Raw genomic sequence first — 22,499 nt, 5'->3', positions numbered from 1 at the left:
CCAGGAATGAATCGTTATGGGTGGCGCGCCTCAGGCGCCGGCGGCCGGATCCTCGTAGTCGGCCGAGTTGCAGATCCAATGGTGCGCGATGAAATCGCGCCGTGGCGGTGAAAACACGTCGATCAGCAGGTGGTAGCCCGGTCCGACGCCCTCCGTGGTGTGGACCAGATTGACCGGGATCACCAGCAACGTGCGCGGATCGGCCTGCACATGCAGGTCGTCGCGCCAGCGCGTCGCGTCGTTGCCCCAAGGCGTGCGCAGGTGGTGCACGAACTCGCCCTCGATGGCCAGCGAGCCTTGCTCGAAGCGCGCGTGGCTGTGGGGGCTGAGCTGCGTGCGGTCGCGCGGACCGTCGTATTCGACCCAGTTGATGCTCAGGGTATCGGTCTGCAGCATCTTCAGGCGCTTCTTGTCGGGTGGCGCAATGATATCGTCGACGGGAATCACGACCAGCTCGCCGGCCTTGCGCACGCGGCGGAACGCCGGGGTCGAGGCGACGACGCGCGGATCGTGCTCCACGGCATTCAGGTAATCCTGCTCCGCCAGGTCCGGGCGCGAACTGGCGATCAGAATGCCCGGACCCGGCGCATCCAGCGTGACCGTGCAGCGCCCGGCCGGCACGATGCACAGCGAACGGCCGGGCGCATCGGCCCGTCCCCCTTCGTACTCGATGTGCGCGCCCGCGCCCGGCAGCAACAGCAGCAGTTCGTGCTCGCTGCGCGCCGCATGGGGCTGGGTGCTGTCTATCCATTCGACCGAGAAATTCTGGGCACGGCCGATGCGCCGGCCACCGGCCGTCAGCGGGTTGTCCAGGTCGATCAGGTCTGCGTCGCGCAGCACCGTGGAGTCGTTGTCGCTTGCCATGGCTGGATTCGTAGCGTGTCGTTCAGTTGAGCGGAGGGTTGGGGCGGGACAGCTCGACGAGTTCGCCGACGGAGGAATACTGCGAGCCGCCCAGACGGGTCAGCGGACGCGTGCGGGCGACGTCGAAATGGCCCTGTGCCGTCATGAACGCCTCGTCCAGGTGCACGCCGACGATGCGGCCGAATACCACCGAGCTGCGAGTCTCGCCGGGCCGCTCGGGCTCGATCTCGACGATGCGCAGCAGCGTGCATTCGAGATGGGCGGGCGAGGCGCCCACGCGCGGCGGGCGAACCTTGACGCTGGCGAGCTTCTCCAGCCCCGCCAGCGCGAACTCGTCGGTGCCGTGCGGCACGTTCAGCGAAGTCTGGTTCATCGCCTCGCGCAGGTCCCAGGTGACCAGGTTGGCGACGAATTCCCCGGTGGCGCGGACGTTGGCCAGCGTGTCCTTCTCCGGGCGGTCGCCCGCGGCGTTGCACGAGAAGATCAGCACCGGCGGCGCGGTGGAGACGAGATTGAAATGCGAGAACGGGGCGAGGTTGGCCACGCCCGTGGCGCTGAGGGAGCTGATCCAGCCTATCGGCCGCGGCGCGACGATGGCGTTGAACAGGCTGCGCTTGAAACCGGGTGCGGTCTCGGGATCGAGAAACATGGCGGCGGGATGGGGGTAGCGGGTGACGGGCGCAGCGGCGACGGTCCGCCGCGTGCGGTTCGCGAAAAATATACGAACCCGCGCGGCACGCTGTCCATCGACATTTCCCGACTTTTCTCCCAGTGGAAAGCTCGGCCGCCGCCGGGCCTTCCCCAGGCGCGGCCGCTCAGGCGGTGCCGCCCACCGTCAACCCTTCCATCCGCAGCGTGGGCTGCCCCACCCCCACCGGCACGCTCTGTCCATCCTTGCCGCAGGTACCCACGCCGGAATCGAGCTTCATGTCGTTGCCGATCATGCCGACCCGGGTCATGGCATCCGGGCCGTTGCCGATCAGCGTCGCGCCCTTGACCGGATAGGTGATCCGGCCGTCCTCGATCATGTAGGCCTCGGAGGTCGAGAAGACGAACTTGCCGTTGGTGATGTCCACCTGTCCGCCGCCGAAGTTGACGGCATACAGGCCGCGCTTGACCGAGCGCACGATTTCCTCGGGATCCTTGTCGCCGGCCAGCATGTAGGTGTTGGTCATGCGCGGCATGGGCAGGTGGGCGAACGATTCGCGCCGGCCGTTGCCGGTCACCGCCGTCTTCATCAGCCGCGCGTTCAGCGAGTCCTGCATGTAGCCGCGCAGAATGCCGTCCTCGATCAGCACGTTGCGCTGCGAGACGTTGCCTTCGTCGTCGATGTTGAGCGAACCCCGGCGGCCGGGGATGGTGCCGTCGTCGACCACGGTCACGCCCTTGGACGCCACGCGCTCGCCGACGCGGCCGGAGAACACGCTCGACCCCTTGCGGTTGAAGTCGCCTTCCAGCCCGTGGCCCACGGCCTCGTGCAGCAGGATGCCCGGCCAGCCCGAGCCCAGCACCACGGTCATCTCGCCCGCCGGCGCCGGACGCGCCTCGAGGTTGACGAGCGCCTCGTGCACGGCATGGTCCACGTACTGCTGCAGCAGCTCGTCGCTGAAATAATCGAAGCCGGTACGCCCGCCGCCGCCGCCGTGGCCCACTTCGCGCCGCCCGTCCTGCTCGGCGATCACGGTCAGGGACAGCCGCACCAGCGGCCGCACGTCGGCGGCCAGGCGGCCGTCGCTGCCGGCCACCAGGACGACGTCGTATTCGGCCCCCAGGCCGGCCATCACCTGCACCACCCGCGGATCCTTGGCCCGCGCCATGCGCTCCACCCGCTCGAGCAGCGCGACCTTGTCGGGAGCCGGCAGCGAGACCAGCGGATCCTGCGGCAGGTAGAGCGAACGCCCCTCGGTGGGCCGATAGCCGCTGGCCACCTTGGCCCGGCCGGCGCCCTGGCGCGCGATGGTGCGCACCGCGCGGGCCGACGACAGCAAGGCATCCTGGGACAAGGAATCCGAATAGGCGAATGCGGTTTTCTCGCCGCTGAGCGCGCGCACGCCCACGCCCTGCTCGATGGAGAAGCTGCCGGTCTTGACGATGCCTTCCTCCAGGCTCCAGCCTTCGCTGCGGGTGTACTGGAAGTACAGGTCGGCATAGTCGACCTTGTGGGTGAAGATTTCGCCCAGCGCGCGGGAGAGATCCGCCTCGTCCAGGCCCCAGGGGTCGAGAAGCAGGGATTTGGCGATGGCCAGGGACTGGATGTTCGGTTCTACGAGTTGCATGGATGGGTGATAAGGAAATCGTTGCGAAACGCGGCGGGCGCCACGGGGTCTACAGTACACGATGGCGCAGCGCGGGCAGCGCGGCGCGCACCTCGGCGATGCGGGCGGGATCCAGCAGGCCGTCGACCACGCCGGGGCCCTCGGGCAGCACGGACTGCACCGTTCCCCAGGGATCGACCAGCATCGCGTGGCCCCAGGTCCGGCGCCCGTTGGGGTGCGTGCCGCCCTGCGCCGGCGCCAGGACGTAGCACTGGTTTTCTATCGCGCGGGCGCGCAGCAGGATTTCCCAATGCGCCTGGCCTGTGGTGTAGGTGAAGGCGGCCGGCACCAAAATCAAGTCCACCTGGCCCAGCGCCCGGTACAGCTCGGGAAACCGCAGGTCGTAGCAGGTGGACAGGCCCACCCGGCCCCAGGCCGCGTCGAAGCCCACCGGCGCGGCACCGGGGCGGATGCTCTGCGCCTCGTCGTAGGACTCGGCGCCGCGGCGGAAGTTGAACAGGTGGATCTTGTCGTAGCGCGCGAGCGTGCGGCCGTCGGGGCCGTAGACGAACGCGGTGTTGTAGACCCGGTCCGGATCCGGACACTCCAGCGGCAGGGTTCCCCCCGCCAGGTAGATGCCGTGCCGGCGCGCCTGGGCGGCCAGGAACGCCTGGACCTGGCCGTGTCCCTCGCGTTCGCGGATGGCCACTTTCTCGCGGTCGCTGCGGCCCATGAAACAGAAATACTCGGGCAGGGCCACCAGGTTGGCGCCCCGGCCGGCGGCTTCGGCGATCAGGGCTTCGGCGTCGGCGAGGTTGCGCGCCACGTCGGGGGTCGAAACCATCTGGATGGCCGCCACGCGCACGGCGGGGTCGGAAGCTGTCATGGGCGGGGGTTCCTGGCTGTGTGTTGCACGGGCATGCGGCTATTGTCGCGCAGAATCACGGCGGTGGTGCCGCCGGCTCGGCCACGGGCGGTGCCGTTTCCTTGCCCGCCGCATCGACCTTGGTGCTGCCGACCTTGGCCACCTGGGGGTCGGTCCAGGTGCCGGTGACCTCGTACTGGTAGGCCAGGACCTTGGACAGCGGATCCTTCAGCAGCAACTGGGCCAGGAACACGCTCAGCCCCACCGCGGGGTTGACCGCCAGCCCGTACAGCAGCGAGGCGGCGCCGGCATCTAGCTTGGGCACCACCACCACCTGCAGGCGCTGGGTCTCGTGCGCCAGGTCGGCATCGCCGGCGATGACGACGGTGGCGTTCACGCCGTTCATCTTGAAATCGTCGGTATGGGCCACGCCGTTGGCGATGGCCGCGTGCGCCCGTATCGTGTCGTAGGCGAAGCCTTCGCTGAAGATATCGCGGAAATCCAGCGTCACCCGGCGCGGCAGCGATTGCAGCGACAGCACGCCCAGCAGCTTGGCGATGCCCGGCTCGGCCTTGAGGAACTGCCCCTTGTCCAGCGACAGCTCGACCTTGCCGGACAGGCTCGCCAGGTCCAGCGTGTAAGGCAGGCCCCGCCACGATACCTGCGCCGACATGCTCCCCGTCCCGCCCGCCATGGCGCCGTGCACGCCCATGCGCTCGAGGAACTTGCCGGTGTCGGCCAGCTTGAGCACCGCGTCGAGCGACATCGCGCGCCGGCCTCCGGGGCGGGCGCCGGTTTCCAGCTTCCAGACGCCCGAACCGTCCAGCTCGGCGTCCGGGTTTTTCACGTTCAACCGGCGCAGCCGCCATTCGCGGCCCCGGTCGGAACTCTGGGCCAGCACCTCCAGCCGTCCCAGCGCCTTGCCGAACAGTTCGAAGTGCTCGGCCACGAGATCGATTTCCGGCACGTCCTGGTCGTCGGCGGCGGGCTCGTCCAGCGCGCCGCCGCGATCCGCGTCCTCGGTCTCGCTGTCGACCACCAGCCGCGACAGCCGCGCGCTCAGGCGGTTGGGCCCTTCGCCGCCGCGGGTTTCGGCCCATGACAGGCGGCCGGCCAGCTGGGCCGACTCGACGTCGGCACGCCAGTTGGCGTTGCCGCCTGTCTCCTGCCGCACGGCGTACAGCGTGACCTTGTCGAGCTGGCGGCCATGCACGCGCAACACCGGGGTCGACAGGCTGATGCGGTTCAGGGGAATGTCCGCGCCCCCGCCCTGGCCGGCCCCCGCCGCCGGATCCCTGGGCGGCTCGAACTCCGCGGCCACCTTGCGCAGTGCGTCCACGTCGACCTCGGGCAGGGAAGCGCTCACGCTCAGCCCCGGACCCCCGATCGTGGCCGCGCGGTTGATGCCGATGGCCCCCCGCACGGCGGCCACGGTGCCGGCGGACGCGTAGTCGCGTTCGACGTGCAGGTTGACGGCGGGCCCCAGGCTGCCGGCGAACCAGTCCATCCGGGGCTTGTCCGCCGTGGCGGCGTTTCCGCTCCATTCCAGCCGCGACGGGCGCGCCTCTTGCGCGGTCTTGCCCAGCGGCGCGGGCAGGTCGGCCGCCAACCCCACCAGGTCGGACTCCACCAGCACGGTGGGCGTCTTGCCGGGCGGGATCCGCACCGAGGCCTTGTAGGCCGTGCGGCCGGACAGCCGCGCCATGCCGGGGGCCTTCCACCAGAAGCCCAGCGCCGCGGCCGATGCGGAGCCCTCGGCCCGCAGCAGGTCCGTGCCGTCCGGCTGCGGGCCGCCGGACAGCTTCAGCGGGCCGTCCAGAGCCATGCCCGCCACGTTGCGCAGGGCGATGCCATGCTGGTCGAAGGCCACCGTCCCGGTCAGCCGCGAGAAAGGCGGCACGGCGGGCGCCAGGGAGAAATCGTTGCCCGACAGCCGGACCTCGCCCTTGACCTGCACCTCGGCATGGCCGGGATCCGCGTCATGGTGGTCGAGCGGAATGCGCAGGGACAGGGGCACCACGAAGTTGCCGCTGGCGGAGGCGTCGTCCAGCGCGCCGCCTATCATGTGTCCCACCGGCGAGCGCTTGACGAAGGCCAGGAACGCCGGCGCCGCCCCGCGCGTCTCGCCATCGATCTCCAGCAGCGGCCCATGCTCGAGGTTGGCGATGGCCGCGCGCGTGCGCCCCATGGCCACGGTCGTCGCGCGGTCCACCCGCACGCGGCCTGAGCGGACGTCCACGCCCATCGACACCCGGTCGAACACGAGATCCCCCGCGAGGTCTTCCAGCCGGGGCCAGAACTCGCCTCGCGCCAGGGGTTCGGGCAGGTAGTCCAGGGTCACGCCGCTGACCTTGCCTGCCACCCGGAACTCCCCGGACTTGTCCGCGCCGTAGGGAAAGGTGTCCAGGTCGCCGCGCAGGCGCACGGCCACGTTCTCGGCCTGTCCCGAGACCAGCGCATGCTGGAGCCAGGTCCGGACGTCCGCGCCGACCACGATGGGGATGTAGCGATGGACCTCGCGCACGTCGGCGCGCGCCAGCGTGCCCCGCAGGTCCAGGGTGCCGGCGGGCCCGCGGCCCTGGCTGCTCCAGTTGCCGCTGAAACTGCCCTCCACGCCGCGGCGGCTGAAATCCAGGCGCTCGACGTCGACCGTCCAGGCGCCGTCGGCCCCCTTGCGGGCCGCGGCCCGGACATCGAAGACATCCATGGGCAGGTCGGGCTCGGCGAACACGCCCGGAAAACGCAGCACGGCGTCGCGCGCGTGGACGTCGACGCGTCCGCCCTGCGCGTCCACCTCGATGCTGCCCCGCAGGTTGGAGAACCCCGGCCGTTGCGGATGGTGGCCATCGTTGACCGCCGGTTCCGGCGCCGCCGCGATCGACAGCCCCGAGAACGCCGCGCGCCCCGACACCCCGGTGGGCTGCGCGGGCGCCCCCTGCCAGCCCAACCGCAGTTCGTCGATCCGGCCCTCGGGCCGCAGCTCGGCCAGCTTCTCGCGCGCCGCCGCTGGCAGGGGCAGGCGGTCCGCCAGATGCAGGCCGGTCGCGAGATCGAATCCGTCCACCTCGAGCTGCGTGGCGGGCGGCGTGCCCTGACGCCCCGGAGTCCAGGTGGCGGCCAGCCGCTGGGGATGCAGCGCCAGGCCATCGGCGGTCGCCGCGTCCAGCCCGGCCAGGTCCAGCTGGTAGCCGCCGCCGGCCACCGGGGACAGCTCGGCCCGGCCCGCCAGCCTGGCGATGTCCAGCGGCGGCAGGTCCGGCCCGAGCTGCACGCTCAGGTCGCGCAAGGCCAGGCGCGCGCTGCCGGAGCGGATTCGTCCACGGTCGTAATCCATCCAGGCCCGCAGGTTGCCCGCGCCCTGCCGAGGCTCGCCCGGCAGGTCCAGCCAGGGCCGCCATCCCGCCAGGTCGACGCCGTCCAGCGCCGCGTACAGCGACCCCCGCCATTGCTGCGGATCGGAGGCGTCCAGCGTGAACCAGCCATGCGTGAAGTCCGCGCGCACGTCCAGCATGGACCCCAGCGCGGCGGGCGGCTCGGCCCTGAGCGCGGCACGGTGGTGGCGCCCGGTGTTGCGCATCACGAAGGCCACGTTGCCGATCTCCAGCGGCGGCGCCTCCCGCCGGGCATCGTTCCACCGCAGGCGGGCGCCGCGTACCACGACCTCGCGCTGGGACAGCAGCCAGTCCAGGCCTTCGCGCGATCCGCCCCGGGCCTGGGGATCGACTTCCCAGCCGGCGATCCAGTAGCGCCCCTGCCCATCGCGGCGCGCCTCGAGTTCGGGCGCGTCGAGCTGCAGGCGCAGCAGGCGCGGCTCCAGCACCAGCAGGCTGCGCCACGACAGGATGGCCGACACGCGAGGCAGGACCAGCCCGGACTGCCCGGAGGCATCCGACACCTGGACGGAGGACAGTTCGAAGCTAGGATGCAGGCCCAGCCATTCGGCATCGATCCGGCCTATGGTGACCGAGGCCCCGATCGCGCGGCCGACCATGCGCTCGATGCCCGGCCGGTAGTCGTCGATAGCGGGCAGCACGGCGTAGCGCACGACCACCAGGGCAACCGCGAACAGGAAATAGGCGGCCAGGATCACCCAGACCAGGGGCCGCACCACGAGGCGATAGAGATAGGCTAGGTCGATATGCACGAAGAAACGGCGGAACGCAGTCGTTCCGTCGAAGCGGCCGCTGTGGCCTGGATGGATGAATCGGGAAAATGAAAGCTTATACCGCCCCGCATGTCTTATGCTGGCTTATGCGCAAAACTTCTTCGTGGCGCACAATTCTGTAACGTACTGCCACAACTTTCGCCATGACAGACACTTCGCTGCTCACCCCCGCGCTTTCCTGGTCGGGCCACCTGCGCCGACGCATAGACGCCCAGCCCGACTACGGACGGTGGCTGGCCGACGCGATGACCCGGCCGGTCGACGTCCAGGCCCTGGCCGCCTGGTTCGACGAATTGTGCACGGCCCGGGGCGTGGCCGCGGCCGGCCCCCTCCCGGTGGCGGACTGCCGCGCGGTGCTGCGCAGGCTGCGCGAGCGCGTGTTCTGCACCGTCATGGCCCGCGACCTGGCCGGCCTGGCGCCGCTGGAGGAGGTCGTGGGCGCCATGACCCGCCTGGCGGACCTGGCCATCGAGCAGGCCTACCGCAGCGTGGCGGCCGAACTGGCCGAGGTGCACGGGATCCCGCGCGAGGCCGCCTCCGGCCTGCCGCAGGAAATGCTGATCGTGGGCATGGGCAAGCTGGGCGGCGAAGAACTGAACGTCTCGTCCGACATCGACCTGGTCATGCTGTACGGCGACGAGGGCGAGACCGACGGGCGCAGGCCCATCTCCCATCACGAGTTCTACGGCAGGCTGACGCGGCGCATGATGCCGGTCATCTCCGAGATCGACGCCGACGGCCACGTGTTCCGCACCGACCTGCGGCTGCGGCCCGACGGCGATGCCGGGCCGCTGGCCTGGAGCCTGGACGCCTTCGAGAACTACCTGGTCTCGCAGGGACGGGAATGGGAACGCTATGCCTGGCTGAAGGCGCGGCGCATCGAGGCCCAGGCGTTCGAGGGCAGCGACCCCGCCAGCCAGGCGGCGCAACTGGAGGCGCTGCGGCGGCCTTTCGTCTACCGCAAGTATTTCGACTTCGATGCGCTGGCGGCGCTGCGCGCGCTGCGCGAGCGCATACGCGAGGACTGGAACCGCCGCTCGTACAACGGCACGGGCAGCCAGGCCACGCAGGCCGACAACGTCAAACTGGGCGAAGGCGGCATCCGCGAGATCGAATTCGTGGTCCAGCTCTCGCAACTGATACGCGGCGGCCGCACGCCGACGCTGCAGGAGCGCGGCCTGCTGGCCGCGCTGCATGCCGAGCGCGAGGCCGGCCTGGTCCAGCCGGAGGATGCCGGGCGCCTGGAGGCCGCCTACCGCTTCCTGCGGCGGGTCGAGCATGCCCTGCAATACCGCGAGGACCAGCAGACCCACCTTCTGCCCCAGGACGACGAACGGCGCGCCGAACTGGCCCGCGCGCTGGGCTTCGACGATCCCGCCGGCTTCGAGCGCACGCTGACCGCGCACAGGGAATTCGTCGAAACCACCTTCCGGGGCGTCTTCGGCCAGAACGAAGGCGATCAGTCACCGGGGGACCGCGGCGCGGCCGACCCCGAAGACGAACTGGTCGCGCGCATACGCGCGACCCTGCCGGCCGAGGCCGACAGCCTGCTGCCGCGCGCCTCGGCGCTGCTCGACAGCCCTCGCATACGCAGCCTGCCCGACAACAGCCGGCGGCGCCTGGCCGCCCTGCTGCCGGCCGCCGTGGACGCCTGCGCCGGCACCAAGGCGCCCGCCGCCGCGCTGGTCCGCATGTTCGGGCTGATCGAGCACATCGCCCAGCGCAGCGCCTACATGGCGCTGCTGGCCGAGTATCCCGACACGCTGGCGCGCGTGGCCCGCATCTTCGCGGCCAGCGACTGGGCCGCGGGCTACCTGACCCGGCATCCGCTGCTGCTGGACGAGCTGCTGGACTGGCGCACGCTCATGGTGGAGCCCGACCTGCCCGCCATGGCCCGCAAGCTCAGCGACGAACTGGATGCCTGCGTGATCGACGGCACCGGCGCGCCCGACGTCGAGCGGCAAATGAACCTGATGCGCGACACGCAGCGCCAATGGGGCTTCCACCTGCTGGCGCAGGACCTGGAAGGCCAGTTGACGGTCGAGCGGCTGGGCGACTACCTGTCCATGGTCGCCGACATCATGCTCGAGGAAACGCTCAAGCGCGTCTGGTACAGCGTGTCCAGGGACGAAGGCCGCACGCCCGCGCATTTCGCGGTCATCGCCTATGGCAAGCACGGCGGCAAGGAGCTGGGCTACGCCTCGGATCTCGACCTGGTGTTCCTGTTCGACGACCCGCGCGAGGACGCCGGCGAGATCTACGCCCGCTTCGGCCAGCGCATCCTGTCATGGCTCGGCTCGATGACCGCCTCGGGGCGCCTGTACGAAGTGGACCTGCGCCTGCGCCCCGACGGCCAGGCCGGGCTGATGGTGATCTCGACCGAGGCCTTCGAGCGCTACCAGAAGGAGCACGCCTGGCCCTGGGAGCACCAGGCCATCACGCGCGCCCGCTTCGCCGCCGGGGATCCCGAGGTGGGCAGGCAGTTCGAACGCATCCGGCGCGAGGTGCTGCTGATGCCGCGCGACGCCCGCCAACTGGCCGACGAAGTCATCGCCATGCGCCGCAAGATCAGCGAAGGCCATCCCAACCGCACGCCGGACTTCGACCTCAAGCACGATCCGGGCGGCATGGTGGACGTCGAGTTCGTCACCCAATACCTGGTCCTGCTGCACGCCCGCGAGCACGAGATCCTGGTACAGAACCTCGGCAACATCGCATTGCTGCGCCTGGCCGCCGAAGCCGGCCTGATCCCCGCCGACCTGGCGCGGCGGGTGGGCGATGCCTACCGTACCCTGCGGCGGGAACAGCACGCGCTGCGCCTGCAGGACGTGGAAAAGGCTCGCGTGCCGCAGGAGGCCCTGACGGCGGAACGTGCCGCCGTGATCGAACTGTGGGAACAGGTGCTGGGCCCCCGTTCCTGAGATCCCCGGGGGCGTCGTCCCCCGTCTTCCCCTTCCCCCGATTCCCGCCGCTTCCCGCCGCTTCCCGCCGGAAGCGGCACGCGGCCGCTCGCCCGCTGCTCCACCCTACCTAGGGTTTCACACAGGTCTTATTTTTGAGTTTTTTACGTAATATGCAAAAAACTCGAATTTCAATGGCGATTATTCGCCACATATCAGATTATATTTTCCATCATGCCCCAAAGACCCGGTCTTTCCTTCAGCCACGTCGGCATCTTCGTCACCGATATCCAGCGGATGGCCGATTTCTATTCGCAGGTCCTGGATTTCACGATCACGGACCGTGGCATGCTCGACGGCCCCCATGGCCCGATCGAACTGGTGTTCACCAGCCGCGATCCGGACGTCCACCACCAGATCGTGCTGGTGTCCGGGCGGCCCGCCGATCTCCGCTTCAACGTCATCAACCAGTTGTCGCTGATGGCCGACTCGCTGGAAACCCTGCAGCGCTACCATCGCCGCCTGGTCGGCGCGGGCGTCGCAGAACTGGCGCCCGTCACGCACGGCAACGCGCTGTCGCTGTACTGCCGCGACCCGGAAGGCAACCGGCTCGAGCTGTACATCGACACGCCCTGGTACGTGTCGCAGCCCATGCGCGTGCCCATGCCCATCGAGCTGCCGCCGGCCGAACTCATGGCCTGGGCCGAGCAGCACGCGCGCGCCCTGCCCGGTTTCCGCAGCCGCCAGGAATGGCGGGCCGACATGGCCCGGCGCATGGGCGTGGAGCAGGCGCCCGCATGACGGAAAGCGCATCCAGCCTGGGCCGCATGCTGATGCTGCTCGATGCCTACACGCACGACCGGTACGCCTGGACGGTGGACGACCTGGCCAGCCACTTCGGCTTCACCCCCTCGTCCACCTACCGCTACGTCAAGGAATTGTGCGCGGCGGGCTTGCTGATACGGCTGCCGCGCGGCATCTACGTGGTGGGCGCGCGCGTGGTCGAGCTCGAGGCCCTGATCCGCGAGACCGACCCGGTCACCCGTGCCGCCCAGCCCATCCTGCGCGACCTGGCGCAGGAAACCGGCTGCCACGTGCTGCTTTCGAACGTCTACGGCGAGCACCTGCTGAACGTGGCGCACGAAGCCGGCGTCGAGCCGCTGGAATTGACCTACATGCGGGGCAAGAGCCTGCCCTGGTTCCGCGGCGCGCCTTCGCTGTCGGTGCTGGCGTTCTGGCCGCGGGCGCGGGTACGCAGCCTGTTCGAGCAGACCCACCCGGACGCCGGCGAGCAGGCCTGGAACGCCACCTGGGCCGGCCTGAAGGCCATACGCAAGGCGGGATACGCCATCAGCCACGCCGGGCTCGATCCCGACGTCATCGGCTACGGCGTGCCCGTGATGGCCGAGGATGAAGTCATCGGAACGATCTCGCTGGTCTGTTCGAAACAGCGGGGGGAGTTCCTCAACGGCGCGGCCCTGGGGGCCGTGCTGCAACAGAAAAGCCGCGAGATCTCCGCCCGCCTGCAGGCGGCGGACTGAGCGGCCACACGCGCGCCTCGACGGGCCGCACGAAAACGGGGACGAAGAGGAGACCCACCATGCATGACACGATCACCGGCCGCCGCCAGGCCCTCGCCGCCGCCGGCATCCTGGCCGCGGTATTGGCGGGCCCCGCGCACGCGCAGACCACCTACCCCAACCGGCCGATCAAGCTGCTGGTCGGCTTCGCGGCCGGAGGCGGCAGCGACGTCGTGGCCCGGCTGGTCGGCAAGGCGCTGTCCGAGCGGGTCGGCCAGCCCGTCATCGTCGAGAACCGCGCCGGCGACGGCGGCAACATCGCCTCGGCCCAGGTCGCCAAGAGCGAGCCCGACGGCTACACGCTGGTCCTGATGACCAGCGGCCACGGCACCAATGCCGCCATGCGCAAGGACCTGCCCTTCGAGCCGGTCAAGGGTTTCAGCTGGATCTCCACGATCACGACGTATCCGTTGACGCTGGCCGTGGCGCCGTCCTCGCCGATCAAGTCCTTCGACGACTTCGTCCGCCGCATCAAGACCGAAAAAGACCGCTACACCTACACCTCGGTCGGCGTGGGTACCGCCATGCATCTCGTGGGCGAATGGATCATGGCCGAAAGCGGCGGCAGCGCGCTGCACGTGCCGTTCAAGGGCGGCGCCGGCCCGATGACCGAGCTGCTGGCCGGACGCGTGGACGTCATGATCGACACCATGACCAACACCGCGCCGCTGTTCAAGTCGCAGCGCGTGCGGCTGCTGGCGACCACCGCGCCCAAGGGCGTGCAGGCGCTGCCCGGCGTGCCGAGCGTGGCCGACACGCTGCCGGCGGTGGTCTTCGAATCGTGGCTGGGCATCGCCGCGCCCGCCGGCACGCCCGCCGACGTGGTCGCGCGCCTGAACCGCGAATTGCGCGCGGTGCTGGATACGCCCGCCGTGCACCAGCAACTGGTCGACTGGGGCGGTTCGCCGCGGGCCTCCTCGCCCGACGAATTCCAGGCCCGCGTCGAGAACGACATCCGCCGGCTGCGCGCCGTCGTGGTCCAGCGCAACATCCAGGCCGAATGAAAGGGGCGCGGGCGCTCAGCCCGCCAGCCACCTCAGCAGCCACAGCGTGACCATGCCCGCGCCTATCATGGCGATCGTGTTGCGGGTGGCCACCATGACCGCCACCGCGATCACGGCGGCCAGCGCGCGCCAGTCGAACACCGGCAGGCCGCCCGGCGCCCATGGCAGCAGGTCCGGCACGATCACGGCCGCCAGCGCCGCGGCGGGCGCATAGCGCAGCGCCCGCCTGACGCCTTCGGGCAGGGGCACGTTGTCGCCCAGCAGCAGGAAGCCGGCGCGCGTGAGCACGGTGCACAACGCCAGCGCGATGATGACCAGCCAGACGTACAGGGAATCGGATACCGGCGGCAGGGTGGACGGACTCATGCCCCCGCCTCCTTGCGGCGCTCCAGCGCCCGCTCCGTGGCCACGCCGGCCCAGACGCCCGCCACGACCGCCAGGACCAGCCCCAGCCGCAAGGGTAGCGGCTGGCCGGCCCACCCCACCAGGGATGCCGCCCCGACCGCCGCGGCCACAGGCCAGCTCGCGACCATGGGCACCACGATCGCGATCAGCGCCAGCACCGCGGCGAACTCCAGCGACCACGACTGCGGCACCACGGCGCCCAGCAGGATGCCGGCCACCGAGCACACCTGCCAGGTCAGCCAGTTGCCCACCGCCGATCCCAGGAAGAACCAGGTCTGCTCCGGCGTGCCCTTGACGGCGGCATCGCCGTAGCGGGGCATGAACAGCACGAAGCCGATGTCGCTCGTCAGGAAGCCCAGTCCCAGGCGGCGCCAGCGCGAGTAGCGGCGGAAATACGGGTGCAGCGCCGCCGCGAAGATCACGAATCTCAGGTTGACCACGCAACCCGCGGCGAACACCAGCCAGACCGGGGCGCCCGCCACGATCAGCGGCAGGGCGGCCAGTTGCGCGGAGCCGGCGTACACCAGGAAGGTCATCGCCAGCGCCAAGGTCTGGCTGAGGCCGATCTTGACCATGGCCACGCCGCTGACCATGCCCCAGACGCCGATCGCGATCGTGGTCGGGGCCAGCGCCTTCAGGCCCGCGACGACGGCCGCCCGGCGCTCCTGGGGGGACAGACCGGGCACTGCGGCGGACGGGCGCATGGCGGACATGGGATCGGGGGGGAACGGCGGCGGGCTCCCGGCGAAGGCCGGCCGGGAAGGAGTAAAGTTATGGCTCGCAGCTATTGTAAGTGATTACCCGAATCTCCCTGGATTCCCGGGAAGCGGCGGGCGTGGACCCCTGCGCGCCCGCTTCGCCGCTGGATCCTGTCGCAGATTGGTACAATATCTGGTTCATTTCGGAGATCCCCATCATGTCGATGTCAGACCGCGACGGCTTCATCTGGTACGACGGCAAGCTCGTGCCCTGGCGTGAAGCCAACACCCATGTGCTCACACACTCTCTGCACTACGGGTTGGCGGTATTCGAGGGTGTGCGTGCGTACAAGACCGACATCGGAACCTCGATCTTCCGGCTCAAGGAACACACCGACCGCCTGGTCAACTCGGCCCACATCTACCAGATGCAGATCCCGTACAGCCGGGAAGTCCTGATGGAAGCGCAGAAGGAAGTGGTCCGCGTCAACAAGCTGGAATCCTGCTACCTGCGTCCCATCGCGTTCTACGGTTCGGAAAAGATGGGCGTCTCGCCCAAGGGCGCCAAGGTCCACGTGGCGGTCGCCGCCTGGGAATGGGGCGCCTACCTGGGCGCCGAGGCCCTGCAGAAGGGCATCCGGGTCAAGACCTCGTCCTATGCCCGCCACCACGTCAACGTGACCATGCCCCGCGCCAAGCTGGCCTCCACCTACGCCAACTCCATCCTGGCGAACCTGGAAGCCACCGAGGACGGCTACGACGAGGCCCTGCTGCTCGACACCGAAGGCTTCGTGGCCGAGGGCTCGGGCGAGAACGTCTTCATCGTCAAGGACGGCGTGCTGGTCGAGCCCGAGATCGCCTCGGCCCTGACCGGCATCACGCGCTCGACCATCCACAGCCTGGCCGCCGACCTGGGCATCAAGGTCGTCACCAAGCGCCTGACCCGCGACGACATCTACATCGCCGACGAAGCCTTCTTCACCGGCACGGCGGCGGAAGTCACGCCCATCCGCGAGCTGGACCGCCGCAAGATCGGCGCCGGCCAGTGCGGTCCGATCACGGCGCGCCTGCAGCAGGCCTTCTTCGACCTGGTCGCGGGCCGCAACGCCAAGTACGGCCACTGGCTCACGCACGTCTGATCGGGAGGAACGGCCATGACCACCGAAGCCGCCAACGCCATCATCGAAGTCGATGCCGATGCGCTTCCGCTTTCGTGCCCGGGGCCGCATACTCCGCTGTGGAACATGCACCCCAAGGTATTCCTGGACATCGGGACGACCGGCGAAGCGAAGTGCCCATACTGTGGCGCCGAATACCGTCTGAAGGACGGCGCCAAGGTACATCATCACTAAATCCCCCCGGGCGCTCGCGCGCCCCTGGGGGGGACATGGCTGACGCTGCCCCGGCCCGCCGGGGTTTGCTTTTTATTCACAGGACCTCCCCGTGCAGCACAACGATTACATCCTGACGCTCGCCTGCCCCGATACGACCGGCATCGTGTACCACGTGTCGGGATTCCTGTTCGAGCGCGGCTGCAACATCCTGGACTCGCAGCAGTTCGGGGACGAGGACACCAAGCTGTTCTTCCTGCGCGTGCACTTCTCGGTGCCGGACGGCCTGGACGCCGACACCGTGCGCAAGGAATTCGCCGCCGTGGGCGAGCGCTTCTCCATGCAGTGGCAGATCCGCGACCCGCACCGGCGCGCGCGCGTGCTGCTGATGGTCAGCAAGCACGGCCACTGCCTGAACGACCTGCTGTTCCGCGCCAAGAGCGGGCAACTGCCCATCGACATTCCGGCCGTGGTCTCCAACCACCCCGACTTCGCGCTGCTGTCCGCGTCGTACGGCGTGCCCTTCTACCACCTGCCGGTGGCGCAGGGCGGCAAGGAACAGCAAGAGCGCCAGGTACTGCAGATCGCCGAGCGCGAGAACGTCGACCTGGTCGTGCTGGCCCGCTACATGCAGATCCTGTCGCCCGAGATGTGCCGGGCGCTGGCCGGCCGCGCCATCAACATCCACCACAGCTTCCTGCCCAGCTTCAAGGGCGCGCGCCCGTACTACCAGGCGCACGACCGCGGCGTGAAGCTGATCGGCGCCACCGCCCACTACGTCACGCCCGATCTGGACGAAGGCCCCATCATCGAGCAGGACATCGCCCGCGTGGACCACAGCATGTCGCCGGAAACCCTGACCCAGGTCGGGCGCGACGTCGAATGCCTGGTGCTGGCGCGCGCCGTGCGCTGGCACGTCGAGCATCGCATCCTGTTGAACGGCCACAAGACGATCGTGTTCGCGTAAATGGTGCTCAAATCCCGCGGCGCTCCGCTGTTCGCCACCTCCGAAGAAGCCGAGCAGGCGTTCTACGACGCGCTGGAACAAGGCGATCTCGCGCAGTTGATGGCCGTCTGGGCCGACGACGAAGACATCGTCTGCATCCATCCGGGCGGGCCGCGGCTGATCGGGCACGACGCCGTGATGGAATCGTGGCGCGAGATCCTGGGCAGTTCGCCGGTGCCGATACGGCCCACGCGCGTCCACGCCGTGCAAAGCATGATGAGTTCGGTCCACACCGTGGTCGAACAACTCATGGTCGACACCTCCCAGGGCAAGCAGCTCGTCAACTGCTATGCAACCAATGTCTTCCACAAGGGTCCCACAGGCTGGCGGCTGGTCTTGCACCACTCGTCGCAAGCCCCTGCCGACCTCGGCCCGACCGAGCTCCAGGACGTTCCCGACCTATTGCATTGAGTTGCCCGCCCATCTCGCATGCCCGCCTACCTGGACACGACACCCTGCCCCACTCCCGCATGGTTGCCCGAAGGACATAGCCAGACCATCTTCGCGTCGCAGCTCTCGTCGCACCATCACGCCTCGTTCCAGCGCGAACGGGTGGACACGCCCGACGGCGATTTCATCGACTTCGACTGGACCGCCCCGGGCCTCGGCCCCGATACGGTCGTCGGCCCCGAGCTGTTCGCGCGGCTGGCCGAGACGGCCGGCACCACCGCCGCGTCGCGCAACGGGCTCGTGCTGTTCCATGGTCTGGAAGGCAGCAGCGCCAGCCACTACGCGCAGGCCATCTCGCAGTATTTCCGGGCGCGCGGCTGGACCGTCGTCGTCCCGCATTTCCGCGGCTGCTCGGGCGAGCCGAACCGCCTGCCCCGCGCCTACCACTCGGGCGACTCGGCCGACGTCGGCTTCATGCTGGACGCGGTGCGGCAGCGCCTGCCACGGATGCACTGGCACGCCGCCGGCATCTCGCTGGGCGGCAACGCGCTGCTGAAATACCTGGGCGAGGCCGGCGCCACCGCCGGCTGGCTCGCCGCCGCCGCGGGCGTCTCGGCCCCGGTCGACCTCATGGCCGGCGGGCGCACGCTGGGCACCGGACTGATCAACCGCCGGATCTACACCCACATGTTCCTGCGCACGCTGAAGTCCAAGACGCTGCAGAAGGCGCAGCGCTTCCCCGGCACCATCGACGTGCTGCGCGTGGCCAACGCGCGCGACCTGTACGAGTTCGACGACGCCTACACCGCGCCCACGCACGGCTTCCGCGACGTCGACGACTACTGGACGCGCGCCTCCAGCAAGCCCCTGCTGATGGACATCGCCATCCCGACGCTGGTGCTGAACGCGCGCAATGACCCGTTCCTTCCCGGCCGCTACCTGCCGACTCCCGAGCAGGCCTCCAGCCACGTGGTCCTGCACCAGCCGGCACAGGGCGGCCACGCGGGTTTCCCCACGGGCAGCTTCCCGAGCAACCTGAACTGGCTGCCGCGCAGGCTGGCGGACTTCTTCCGGAACGGCCGCTAGCCCTGCCCGGCCCCGCATCGGGCAAGCCCCCGCTGACATCCCCGGCGTTTTCTTCGACAATGGAGAAAACCACACGGATGCTTCCATGGCCTCGACTTCCACGGTATCCAACGCCTCGGCCACCACCGGCGGCCGCCTCCTGGTCGACGCGCTGACCGCCAACGGCGTCGACCGCGTCTTCTGCGTCCCGGGCGAAAGCTACCTGGACGTGCTGGATGCCCTGCACGCCCACGCCGACATCGACGTCGTCGTCGCCAAGCACGAAGGCGCCGCCGCCAACATGGCCGAAGCCGACGGCAAGCTGACCGGGCGGCCGGGCATCTGCTTCGTCACGCGCGGCCCCGGCGCCACCCACGCCAGCATAGGCGTGCACATCGCGCAGCAGGACTCGACGCCGCTCATCCTGTTCGTCGGCCAGGTGCCCACCCGCGAGCTGGGCCGCGAAGCCTTCCAGGAAATCGACTACCAGTCCATGTTCGGCGGCATCGCCAAGTGGGTCGTCAGCATCGACGACGCCGCGCGCATACCCGAACTCGTGGCGCGGGCCTTCGCCTGCGCCACCTCGGGCCGCCCCGGACCGGTGGTGCTGGCCCTGCCCGAAGACGTATTGAGCGCCGCCTGCCCGTCCGCGCCGGCCGCGGTCGCCCCGGCAGTCGCCGGCGGCCCCGATCCCGACGCGGCCCCGCGCCTGCGCGAGATGCTGGCCCAGGCCCGCCGTCCGCTGGTCATCCTGGGCGGATCGAACTGGAGCGAGCCCGCAGCCTCGGACTTCTCGGCCTTCATCCAGGCATGGAACCTGCCCGTGGCCTGCGCCTTCCGCCGCCAGGACATCTTCGACAACCGGCGGCCCCAGTACGCGGGCCACCTCAGCCTGGGCATGAACCCCGAACTGGCCGAGCTGGTGCGCGACGCCGACCTCGTCCTGGCCGTGGGCACGCGGCTGGGCGAGATCGCCACCGGCGGCTACACGCTGCTGACGCCCCCCCGCCCGGCCCAGAAACTGATCCACCTGCACGCCGACGCGGCCGAACTGGGCCGCGTCTACCAGCCCGACCTGGCCATCCAGTCCGCCCCGGCAAAGGCCGCCGCGCTGCTGCGCGGCCTGGAAGCCCCGGCCTCGCGCGCCTGGGACGACTGGACCCGCCGCGCCGGCGAACTGCACGCGCGCTACCAGGTCGTGCCCGCGCCGCATGCCGAGGCCCGCGGCGTCGACCTGGGCCGGGTCGTCGCCCATCTGGACCGCGCCCTGCCCGACGACGCCATCGTCGCCAACGGCGCCGGCAACTATGCGGTGTGGCTGCACCGGTTCTACCGCTACCGCCGGCCGCGCACGGAACTCGCCCCCACCTGCGGCGCCATGGGCTACGGCCTGCCCGCGGCGATAGCCGCCAAGCTGCGCCATCCCGACCGCACCGTGGTCTGCGTGTCCGGCGACGGCTGCTTCCTGATGTATCCCCAGGAACTGGCCACCGCGCTGCAATTCGGCTCCGCCGTCGTCGTCATCGTCGTCAACAACGGCATGTACGGCACCATTCGCATGCACCAGGAAAAGCGCTTCCCGGGCCGGGTCAGCGCCACCGACCTGCGCAACCCCGATTTCGTCGCGATGGCACTGTCGTTCGGCGCCCACGCCGAACGGGTGGAAAGCGCCGAAGCCTTCCCCGCCGCATTCGAGCGCGCCTGCGCGGCCGGCCGCCCGGCGCTGCTGGAACTGCGCACGGATCCCCGGCAAATCACGCCGCAGTCGTGGCTGGCGGGGCATGGATAGCGATGTCCTGGCCGCCATGGCGCGCTGGCCCGACGTGCCGGACGCGTATGGCTGGTTGTCGCTGGATGCCCGGGGCCGCTGGCGCCTGCATCCCGCCGGCGACGCCCTGGCGGGAGGGCCGGGCGTCTCCATTTCCAACACCGGGATCCTGGCCTTCATCGGACGCAACTACGGGCACGACGAGCAGGGCCGCTGGTTCTTCCAGAACGGTCCGCAACGCGTGTTCGTGAGGCTGGACGCGGCGCCGCTGATCCTGCGCCAGGCGGATGCGGCCGGTTCGCTGGCCACCCATACCGGCCATGCCGTGTCCCGCGTGGATCGCTGGGCGCTGGACGCCATGGGCAGGCTCTACGCCGCGACCGAACACGGTCCCGCCATGGTCGAGGATCGCCATCTGCCCGACGTGCTGGAACGCATGAAGCTGGCATCGGGGCAGCCGCTGCTCGATGCCCCGCCGGGCTGGCTGGCCGACACCGGCCAGGCGCCGGCCGGGGCCGCGACCCTGTCCGTGGTCTATCCGCCGGTTGGCGCCGCCGCCGCGCCGCTGGCCCCGTTGCGCGGCCCGGCCGGCCAGGCCTTCGGCTTCGTCGACAGGCCCGAGCCCGTCAGCTCTGGAAGCGCTTGAGCAGGTCGCGCTCTTCCTTCAACCGGCGCTGGTATTCGCGCACCTTCGCGTCGATCTGCGACTGCTCGTAGAAATCCCTGGAAGCCGCGCGCGCCTGCTGCAACTGCTCGACCGCGGCCGGCAGGGCGCCGGTCATCGCGTAATAGTCGGCCATGCTGCGGCGCTCGTTCACGGTGCTGCCCAGCCGCGAATAGCTGACCGCGGCCATCTGGTAGAAGCGGGGCTCGTCGCTCCACTTGAGCATCTGCTCTTTCAGGAAATCGACCGCCTCCTGGTTGCGGCCGGCGCGTTGCAGGGACTCGGCCATTGCCATGGCCAGGCCGCGCTGCTCGGGCCAGCGCGCGACGGCGCTACGCGCCAGGCTCATGGCCTGTTGCGTGTCGTTGCGCGCCAGCGCCAGGTCGATGGCCAGGTGCTCGAGCATGAAATGGGTGCGCGCGCCCGACGTGGCGGCCAGGTAGGCGTCGTTGGCCTTGCCGTATTCGCGCTGGCGCACATAGCCCAGCGCCATGCCATAGTAGGCCGCGGCACGCTCGATGCCCTGGGCCTCGGTGCTGCGGTTCTGGAAATAGCGGATGGCCTCGATGGTGTCCTGGCCGCTGTTTGCCTGCAGCATGCGCATCTTGGCGCGCACGAAATAGAAATCCGAGGAACTCGGGCGGTCATGGATCACCACGCCGCGCGCCCGGTTCTGCATGTCGGACATGCGCTCGATGGACAGGGGGTGGGTGCGGGTGAAGGCCTGGCCGGTCCTTTCATTCAACCCCGACGCCTGCATCAGCCGGCCAAAGAACGAGGCCATGCCGTTGACGTTGTAGCCGGCCGCCTCCAGCATCTGGAAGCCGGTGCGGTCGGCTTCGCGCTCGGCCTCGCGCGAGAAGCCCAGTTGCGAGTTGATCGCCGCGGCCTGGCCGAAGGCCATCGCCGCCTCGGGCGCCTGCGAGTTGCCGCGCGCGGCCACCAGCGCCGCCAGCAGGGCCGCCACCATGATCAGCGTGTCCTGCTTCTGCTGCACCAGACCCCGGGCGATGTGCCGCTGCACCACGTGGCCGATTTCGTGCGCCAGCACGCCGGCCAGCTCGGACTCAGACTGCGCGGCCACCACCAGCCCGGTGTGCACGCCTATGTAGCCGCCCGGCATCGCGAAGGCGTTGATGCTGGGATCGCGCACCGCGAACACGTTGATGTTGGGCGTGCCTGCGGGCGCCTGGGCCGACAGCTGGCGCGCCATGCCGGTCAGGTACTGGAGCAGGTCCGGATCGTCGATATAGGCCGGGTCGCGCAGTGACTCCATCATGATGGCGTCGCCCAGGCGCTGCTCCAGCCGCGGCGAGAGCTCCTGCGCCGCCGAGTCCCCCAGGTCGGGCAGCCCGACCGGCTGGGCGGGCGCCAGCGCCGGCGCGGCCGCCGCCAACAGGGCCGGCAGCAGCAGCGCGACGGCCTTGCGGCGCAGCGACGGGGAACGTTCGGAATTCGGCATACCGGTATGATAGCCAGCTTGGGCGACGGGTTCCCGCTCCCCTGTCGAAACGTGAAAAATTTACCTATGGCGGCCGG

At 69.8% G+C, this 22,499-nt stretch carries 19 protein-coding genes; 11 read left to right on the top strand and 8 right to left on the bottom strand.

Annotated elements, in window-relative coordinates; genetic code table 11:
• Positions 1 to 30: 30 nt before the first annotated feature.
• The 5 genes from N5K27_RS12245 to N5K27_RS12225 all read right to left on the bottom strand — a co-directional run bounded on the left by N5K27_RS12245 (position 31) and on the right by N5K27_RS12225 (position 8,128).
• Positions 31 to 864, bottom strand: a complete 834-nt coding sequence (locus N5K27_RS12245; protein ID WP_087837091.1) for a hypothetical protein — start codon at positions 862 to 864, stop codon at positions 31 to 33.
• A 22-nt stretch (positions 865 to 886) separates the two neighbouring features.
• On the bottom strand, positions 887 to 1,513 hold the full coding sequence (locus N5K27_RS12240) for a flavin reductase family protein (RefSeq protein WP_087837092.1): 627 nt from the start codon (positions 1,511 to 1,513) through the stop codon (positions 887 to 889).
• 166 nt (positions 1,514 to 1,679) lie between these two features.
• Positions 1,680 to 3,140 (bottom strand): metalloprotease TldD, encoded by a 1,461-nt coding sequence (tldD, locus tag N5K27_RS12235; protein ID WP_087837093.1) that lies wholly within the window; start codon positions 3,138 to 3,140, stop codon positions 1,680 to 1,682.
• A 49-nt stretch (positions 3,141 to 3,189) separates the two neighbouring features.
• Positions 3,190 to 4,005: a carbon-nitrogen hydrolase family protein gene (locus N5K27_RS12230; protein WP_279816704.1), complete on the bottom strand. Its 816-nt coding sequence runs from the start codon at positions 4,003 to 4,005 to the stop codon at positions 3,190 to 3,192.
• A 55-nt stretch (positions 4,006 to 4,060) separates the two neighbouring features.
• Positions 4,061 to 8,128, bottom strand: a complete 4,068-nt coding sequence (locus tag N5K27_RS12225) for a YhdP family protein (protein ID WP_279816701.1) — start codon at positions 8,126 to 8,128, stop codon at positions 4,061 to 4,063.
• A 164-nt stretch (positions 8,129 to 8,292) separates the two neighbouring features.
• Between N5K27_RS12225 and glnE the strand changes: the two genes are divergently transcribed.
• The 4 genes from glnE (at position 8,293) to N5K27_RS12205 (ending at position 13,633) form a co-directional block, all read left to right on the top strand.
• Positions 8,293 to 11,070: a bifunctional [glutamate--ammonia ligase]-adenylyl-L-tyrosine phosphorylase/[glutamate--ammonia-ligase] adenylyltransferase gene (gene glnE / locus N5K27_RS12220; protein WP_279816698.1), complete on the top strand. Its 2,778-nt coding sequence runs from the start codon at positions 8,293 to 8,295 to the stop codon at positions 11,068 to 11,070.
• Between the two features lie 213 nt (positions 11,071 to 11,283).
• Complete coding sequence (locus N5K27_RS12215; RefSeq protein WP_279816696.1) at positions 11,284 to 11,850, top strand: VOC family protein; 567 nt, start codon at positions 11,284 to 11,286, stop codon at positions 11,848 to 11,850.
• Complete coding sequence (locus N5K27_RS12210) at positions 11,847 to 12,590, top strand: helix-turn-helix domain-containing protein (RefSeq protein ID WP_087837098.1); 744 nt, start codon at positions 11,847 to 11,849, stop codon at positions 12,588 to 12,590. Before N5K27_RS12215 ends, N5K27_RS12210 begins: the two co-directional genes overlap by 4 nt.
• A gap of 59 nt (positions 12,591 to 12,649) precedes the next feature.
• Entirely contained in the window at positions 12,650 to 13,633 is a 984-nt protein-coding gene (locus tag N5K27_RS12205) for a tripartite tricarboxylate transporter substrate binding protein (protein WP_087837099.1), read from the top strand.
• Positions 13,634 to 13,648: 15 nt separating this feature from the next.
• Here the strand turns inward: N5K27_RS12205 and N5K27_RS12200 are convergent, their stop codons facing one another.
• Both N5K27_RS12200 and N5K27_RS12195 read right to left on the bottom strand, forming a co-directional pair.
• Positions 13,649 to 13,999, bottom strand: a complete 351-nt coding sequence (locus N5K27_RS12200; protein WP_087837100.1) for an AzlD domain-containing protein — start codon at positions 13,997 to 13,999, stop codon at positions 13,649 to 13,651.
• Positions 13,996 to 14,751 (bottom strand): AzlC family ABC transporter permease, encoded by a 756-nt coding sequence (locus N5K27_RS12195; RefSeq protein ID WP_243724405.1) that lies wholly within the window; start codon positions 14,749 to 14,751, stop codon positions 13,996 to 13,998. Before N5K27_RS12195 ends, N5K27_RS12200 begins: the two co-directional genes overlap by 4 nt.
• A 203-nt stretch (positions 14,752 to 14,954) precedes the next feature.
• On the opposite strand from N5K27_RS12195, the gene N5K27_RS12190 reads away from it, so the two are divergent.
• The 7 genes from N5K27_RS12190 to N5K27_RS12160 all read left to right on the top strand — a co-directional run bounded on the left by N5K27_RS12190 (position 14,955) and on the right by N5K27_RS12160 (position 20,942).
• On the top strand, positions 14,955 to 15,875 hold the full coding sequence (locus N5K27_RS12190; RefSeq protein WP_087837282.1) for a branched-chain amino acid transaminase: 921 nt from the start codon (positions 14,955 to 14,957) through the stop codon (positions 15,873 to 15,875).
• A gap of 15 nt (positions 15,876 to 15,890) precedes the next feature.
• The gene (locus N5K27_RS12185; protein ID WP_087837101.1) at positions 15,891 to 16,088 is read left to right on the top strand and encodes a zinc-finger domain-containing protein; all 198 of its coding nucleotides are present in this window, start codon (positions 15,891 to 15,893) and stop codon (positions 16,086 to 16,088) included.
• Between the two features lie 91 nt (positions 16,089 to 16,179).
• Positions 16,180 to 17,034 (top strand): formyltetrahydrofolate deformylase, encoded by an 855-nt coding sequence (gene purU, locus N5K27_RS12180; RefSeq protein WP_087837102.1) that lies wholly within the window; start codon positions 16,180 to 16,182, stop codon positions 17,032 to 17,034.
• 27 nt (positions 17,035 to 17,061) lie between these two features.
• Positions 17,062 to 17,484: a nuclear transport factor 2 family protein gene (locus tag N5K27_RS12175; RefSeq protein ID WP_087837283.1), complete on the top strand. Its 423-nt coding sequence runs from the start codon at positions 17,062 to 17,064 to the stop codon at positions 17,482 to 17,484.
• 18 nt (positions 17,485 to 17,502) lie between these two features.
• The gene (locus N5K27_RS12170) at positions 17,503 to 18,549 is read left to right on the top strand and encodes an alpha/beta fold hydrolase (RefSeq protein ID WP_087837103.1); all 1,047 of its coding nucleotides are present in this window, start codon (positions 17,503 to 17,505) and stop codon (positions 18,547 to 18,549) included.
• An 85-nt stretch (positions 18,550 to 18,634) separates the two neighbouring features.
• Positions 18,635 to 20,317: a thiamine pyrophosphate-binding protein gene (locus tag N5K27_RS12165; protein ID WP_279816690.1), complete on the top strand. Its 1,683-nt coding sequence runs from the start codon at positions 18,635 to 18,637 to the stop codon at positions 20,315 to 20,317.
• Positions 20,310 to 20,942, top strand: a complete 633-nt coding sequence (locus N5K27_RS12160) for a DUF2946 family protein (RefSeq protein ID WP_087837105.1) — start codon at positions 20,310 to 20,312, stop codon at positions 20,940 to 20,942. The genes N5K27_RS12165 and N5K27_RS12160 overlap by 8 nt, the downstream gene beginning before the upstream one ends.
• Here N5K27_RS12160 and N5K27_RS12155 read toward each other — a convergent pair.
• Positions 20,923 to 22,422: a M48 family metalloprotease gene (locus tag N5K27_RS12155; RefSeq protein ID WP_087837106.1), complete on the bottom strand. Its 1,500-nt coding sequence runs from the start codon at positions 22,420 to 22,422 to the stop codon at positions 20,923 to 20,925. The two genes, N5K27_RS12160 and N5K27_RS12155, sit on opposite strands and share 20 nt — an antisense overlap.
• Positions 22,423 to 22,499: the final 77 nt, after the last annotated feature.

It is taken from the genome of Pigmentiphaga sp. GD03639 (assembly GCF_029845405.1).
GTDB classification, from domain to species: Bacteria; Pseudomonadota; Gammaproteobacteria; order Burkholderiales; family Burkholderiaceae_B; genus Pigmentiphaga; species Pigmentiphaga daeguensis.
Note: the sequence above shows the minus strand (reverse complement) of the source record. Positions and strands in the feature narration are given on the sequence as shown.

What these genes read in the sequence shown, in the direction of transcription:
- N5K27_RS12245 (WP_087837091.1), bottom strand. Translation starts at nt 864, where the DNA reads ATGGCAAGCGACAACGACTCCACGGTGCTGCGCGACGCAGACCTGATC.
- N5K27_RS12240 (WP_087837092.1), bottom strand. Translation starts at nt 1,513, where the DNA reads ATGTTTCTCGATCCCGAGACCGCACCCGGTTTCAAGCGCAGCCTGTTC.
- tldD (WP_087837093.1), bottom strand. Translation starts at nt 3,140, where the DNA reads ATGCAACTCGTAGAACCGAACATCCAGTCCCTGGCCATCGCCAAATCC.
- N5K27_RS12230 (WP_279816704.1), bottom strand. Translation starts at nt 4,005, where the DNA reads ATGACAGCTTCCGACCCCGCCGTGCGCGTGGCGGCCATCCAGATGGTT.
- glnE (WP_279816698.1), top strand. Translation starts at nt 8,293, where the DNA reads ATGACAGACACTTCGCTGCTCACCCCCGCGCTTTCCTGGTCGGGCCAC.
- N5K27_RS12215 (WP_279816696.1), top strand. Translation starts at nt 11,284, where the DNA reads ATGCCCCAAAGACCCGGTCTTTCCTTCAGCCACGTCGGCATCTTCGTC.
- N5K27_RS12210 (WP_087837098.1), top strand. Translation starts at nt 11,847, where the DNA reads ATGACGGAAAGCGCATCCAGCCTGGGCCGCATGCTGATGCTGCTCGAT.
- N5K27_RS12205 (WP_087837099.1), top strand. Translation starts at nt 12,650, where the DNA reads ATGCATGACACGATCACCGGCCGCCGCCAGGCCCTCGCCGCCGCCGGC.
- N5K27_RS12200 (WP_087837100.1), bottom strand. Translation starts at nt 13,999, where the DNA reads ATGAGTCCGTCCACCCTGCCGCCGGTATCCGATTCCCTGTACGTCTGG.
- N5K27_RS12195 (WP_243724405.1), bottom strand. Translation starts at nt 14,751, where the DNA reads ATGTCCGCCATGCGCCCGTCCGCCGCAGTGCCCGGTCTGTCCCCCCAG.
- N5K27_RS12190 (WP_087837282.1), top strand. Translation starts at nt 14,955, where the DNA reads ATGTCGATGTCAGACCGCGACGGCTTCATCTGGTACGACGGCAAGCTC.
- N5K27_RS12185 (WP_087837101.1), top strand. Translation starts at nt 15,891, where the DNA reads ATGACCACCGAAGCCGCCAACGCCATCATCGAAGTCGATGCCGATGCG.
- N5K27_RS12170 (WP_087837103.1), top strand. Translation starts at nt 17,503, where the DNA reads ATGCCCGCCTACCTGGACACGACACCCTGCCCCACTCCCGCATGGTTG.
- N5K27_RS12165 (WP_279816690.1), top strand. Translation starts at nt 18,635, where the DNA reads ATGGCCTCGACTTCCACGGTATCCAACGCCTCGGCCACCACCGGCGGC.
- N5K27_RS12160 (WP_087837105.1), top strand. Translation starts at nt 20,310, where the DNA reads ATGGATAGCGATGTCCTGGCCGCCATGGCGCGCTGGCCCGACGTGCCG.
- N5K27_RS12155 (WP_087837106.1), bottom strand. Translation starts at nt 22,422, where the DNA reads ATGCCGAATTCCGAACGTTCCCCGTCGCTGCGCCGCAAGGCCGTCGCG.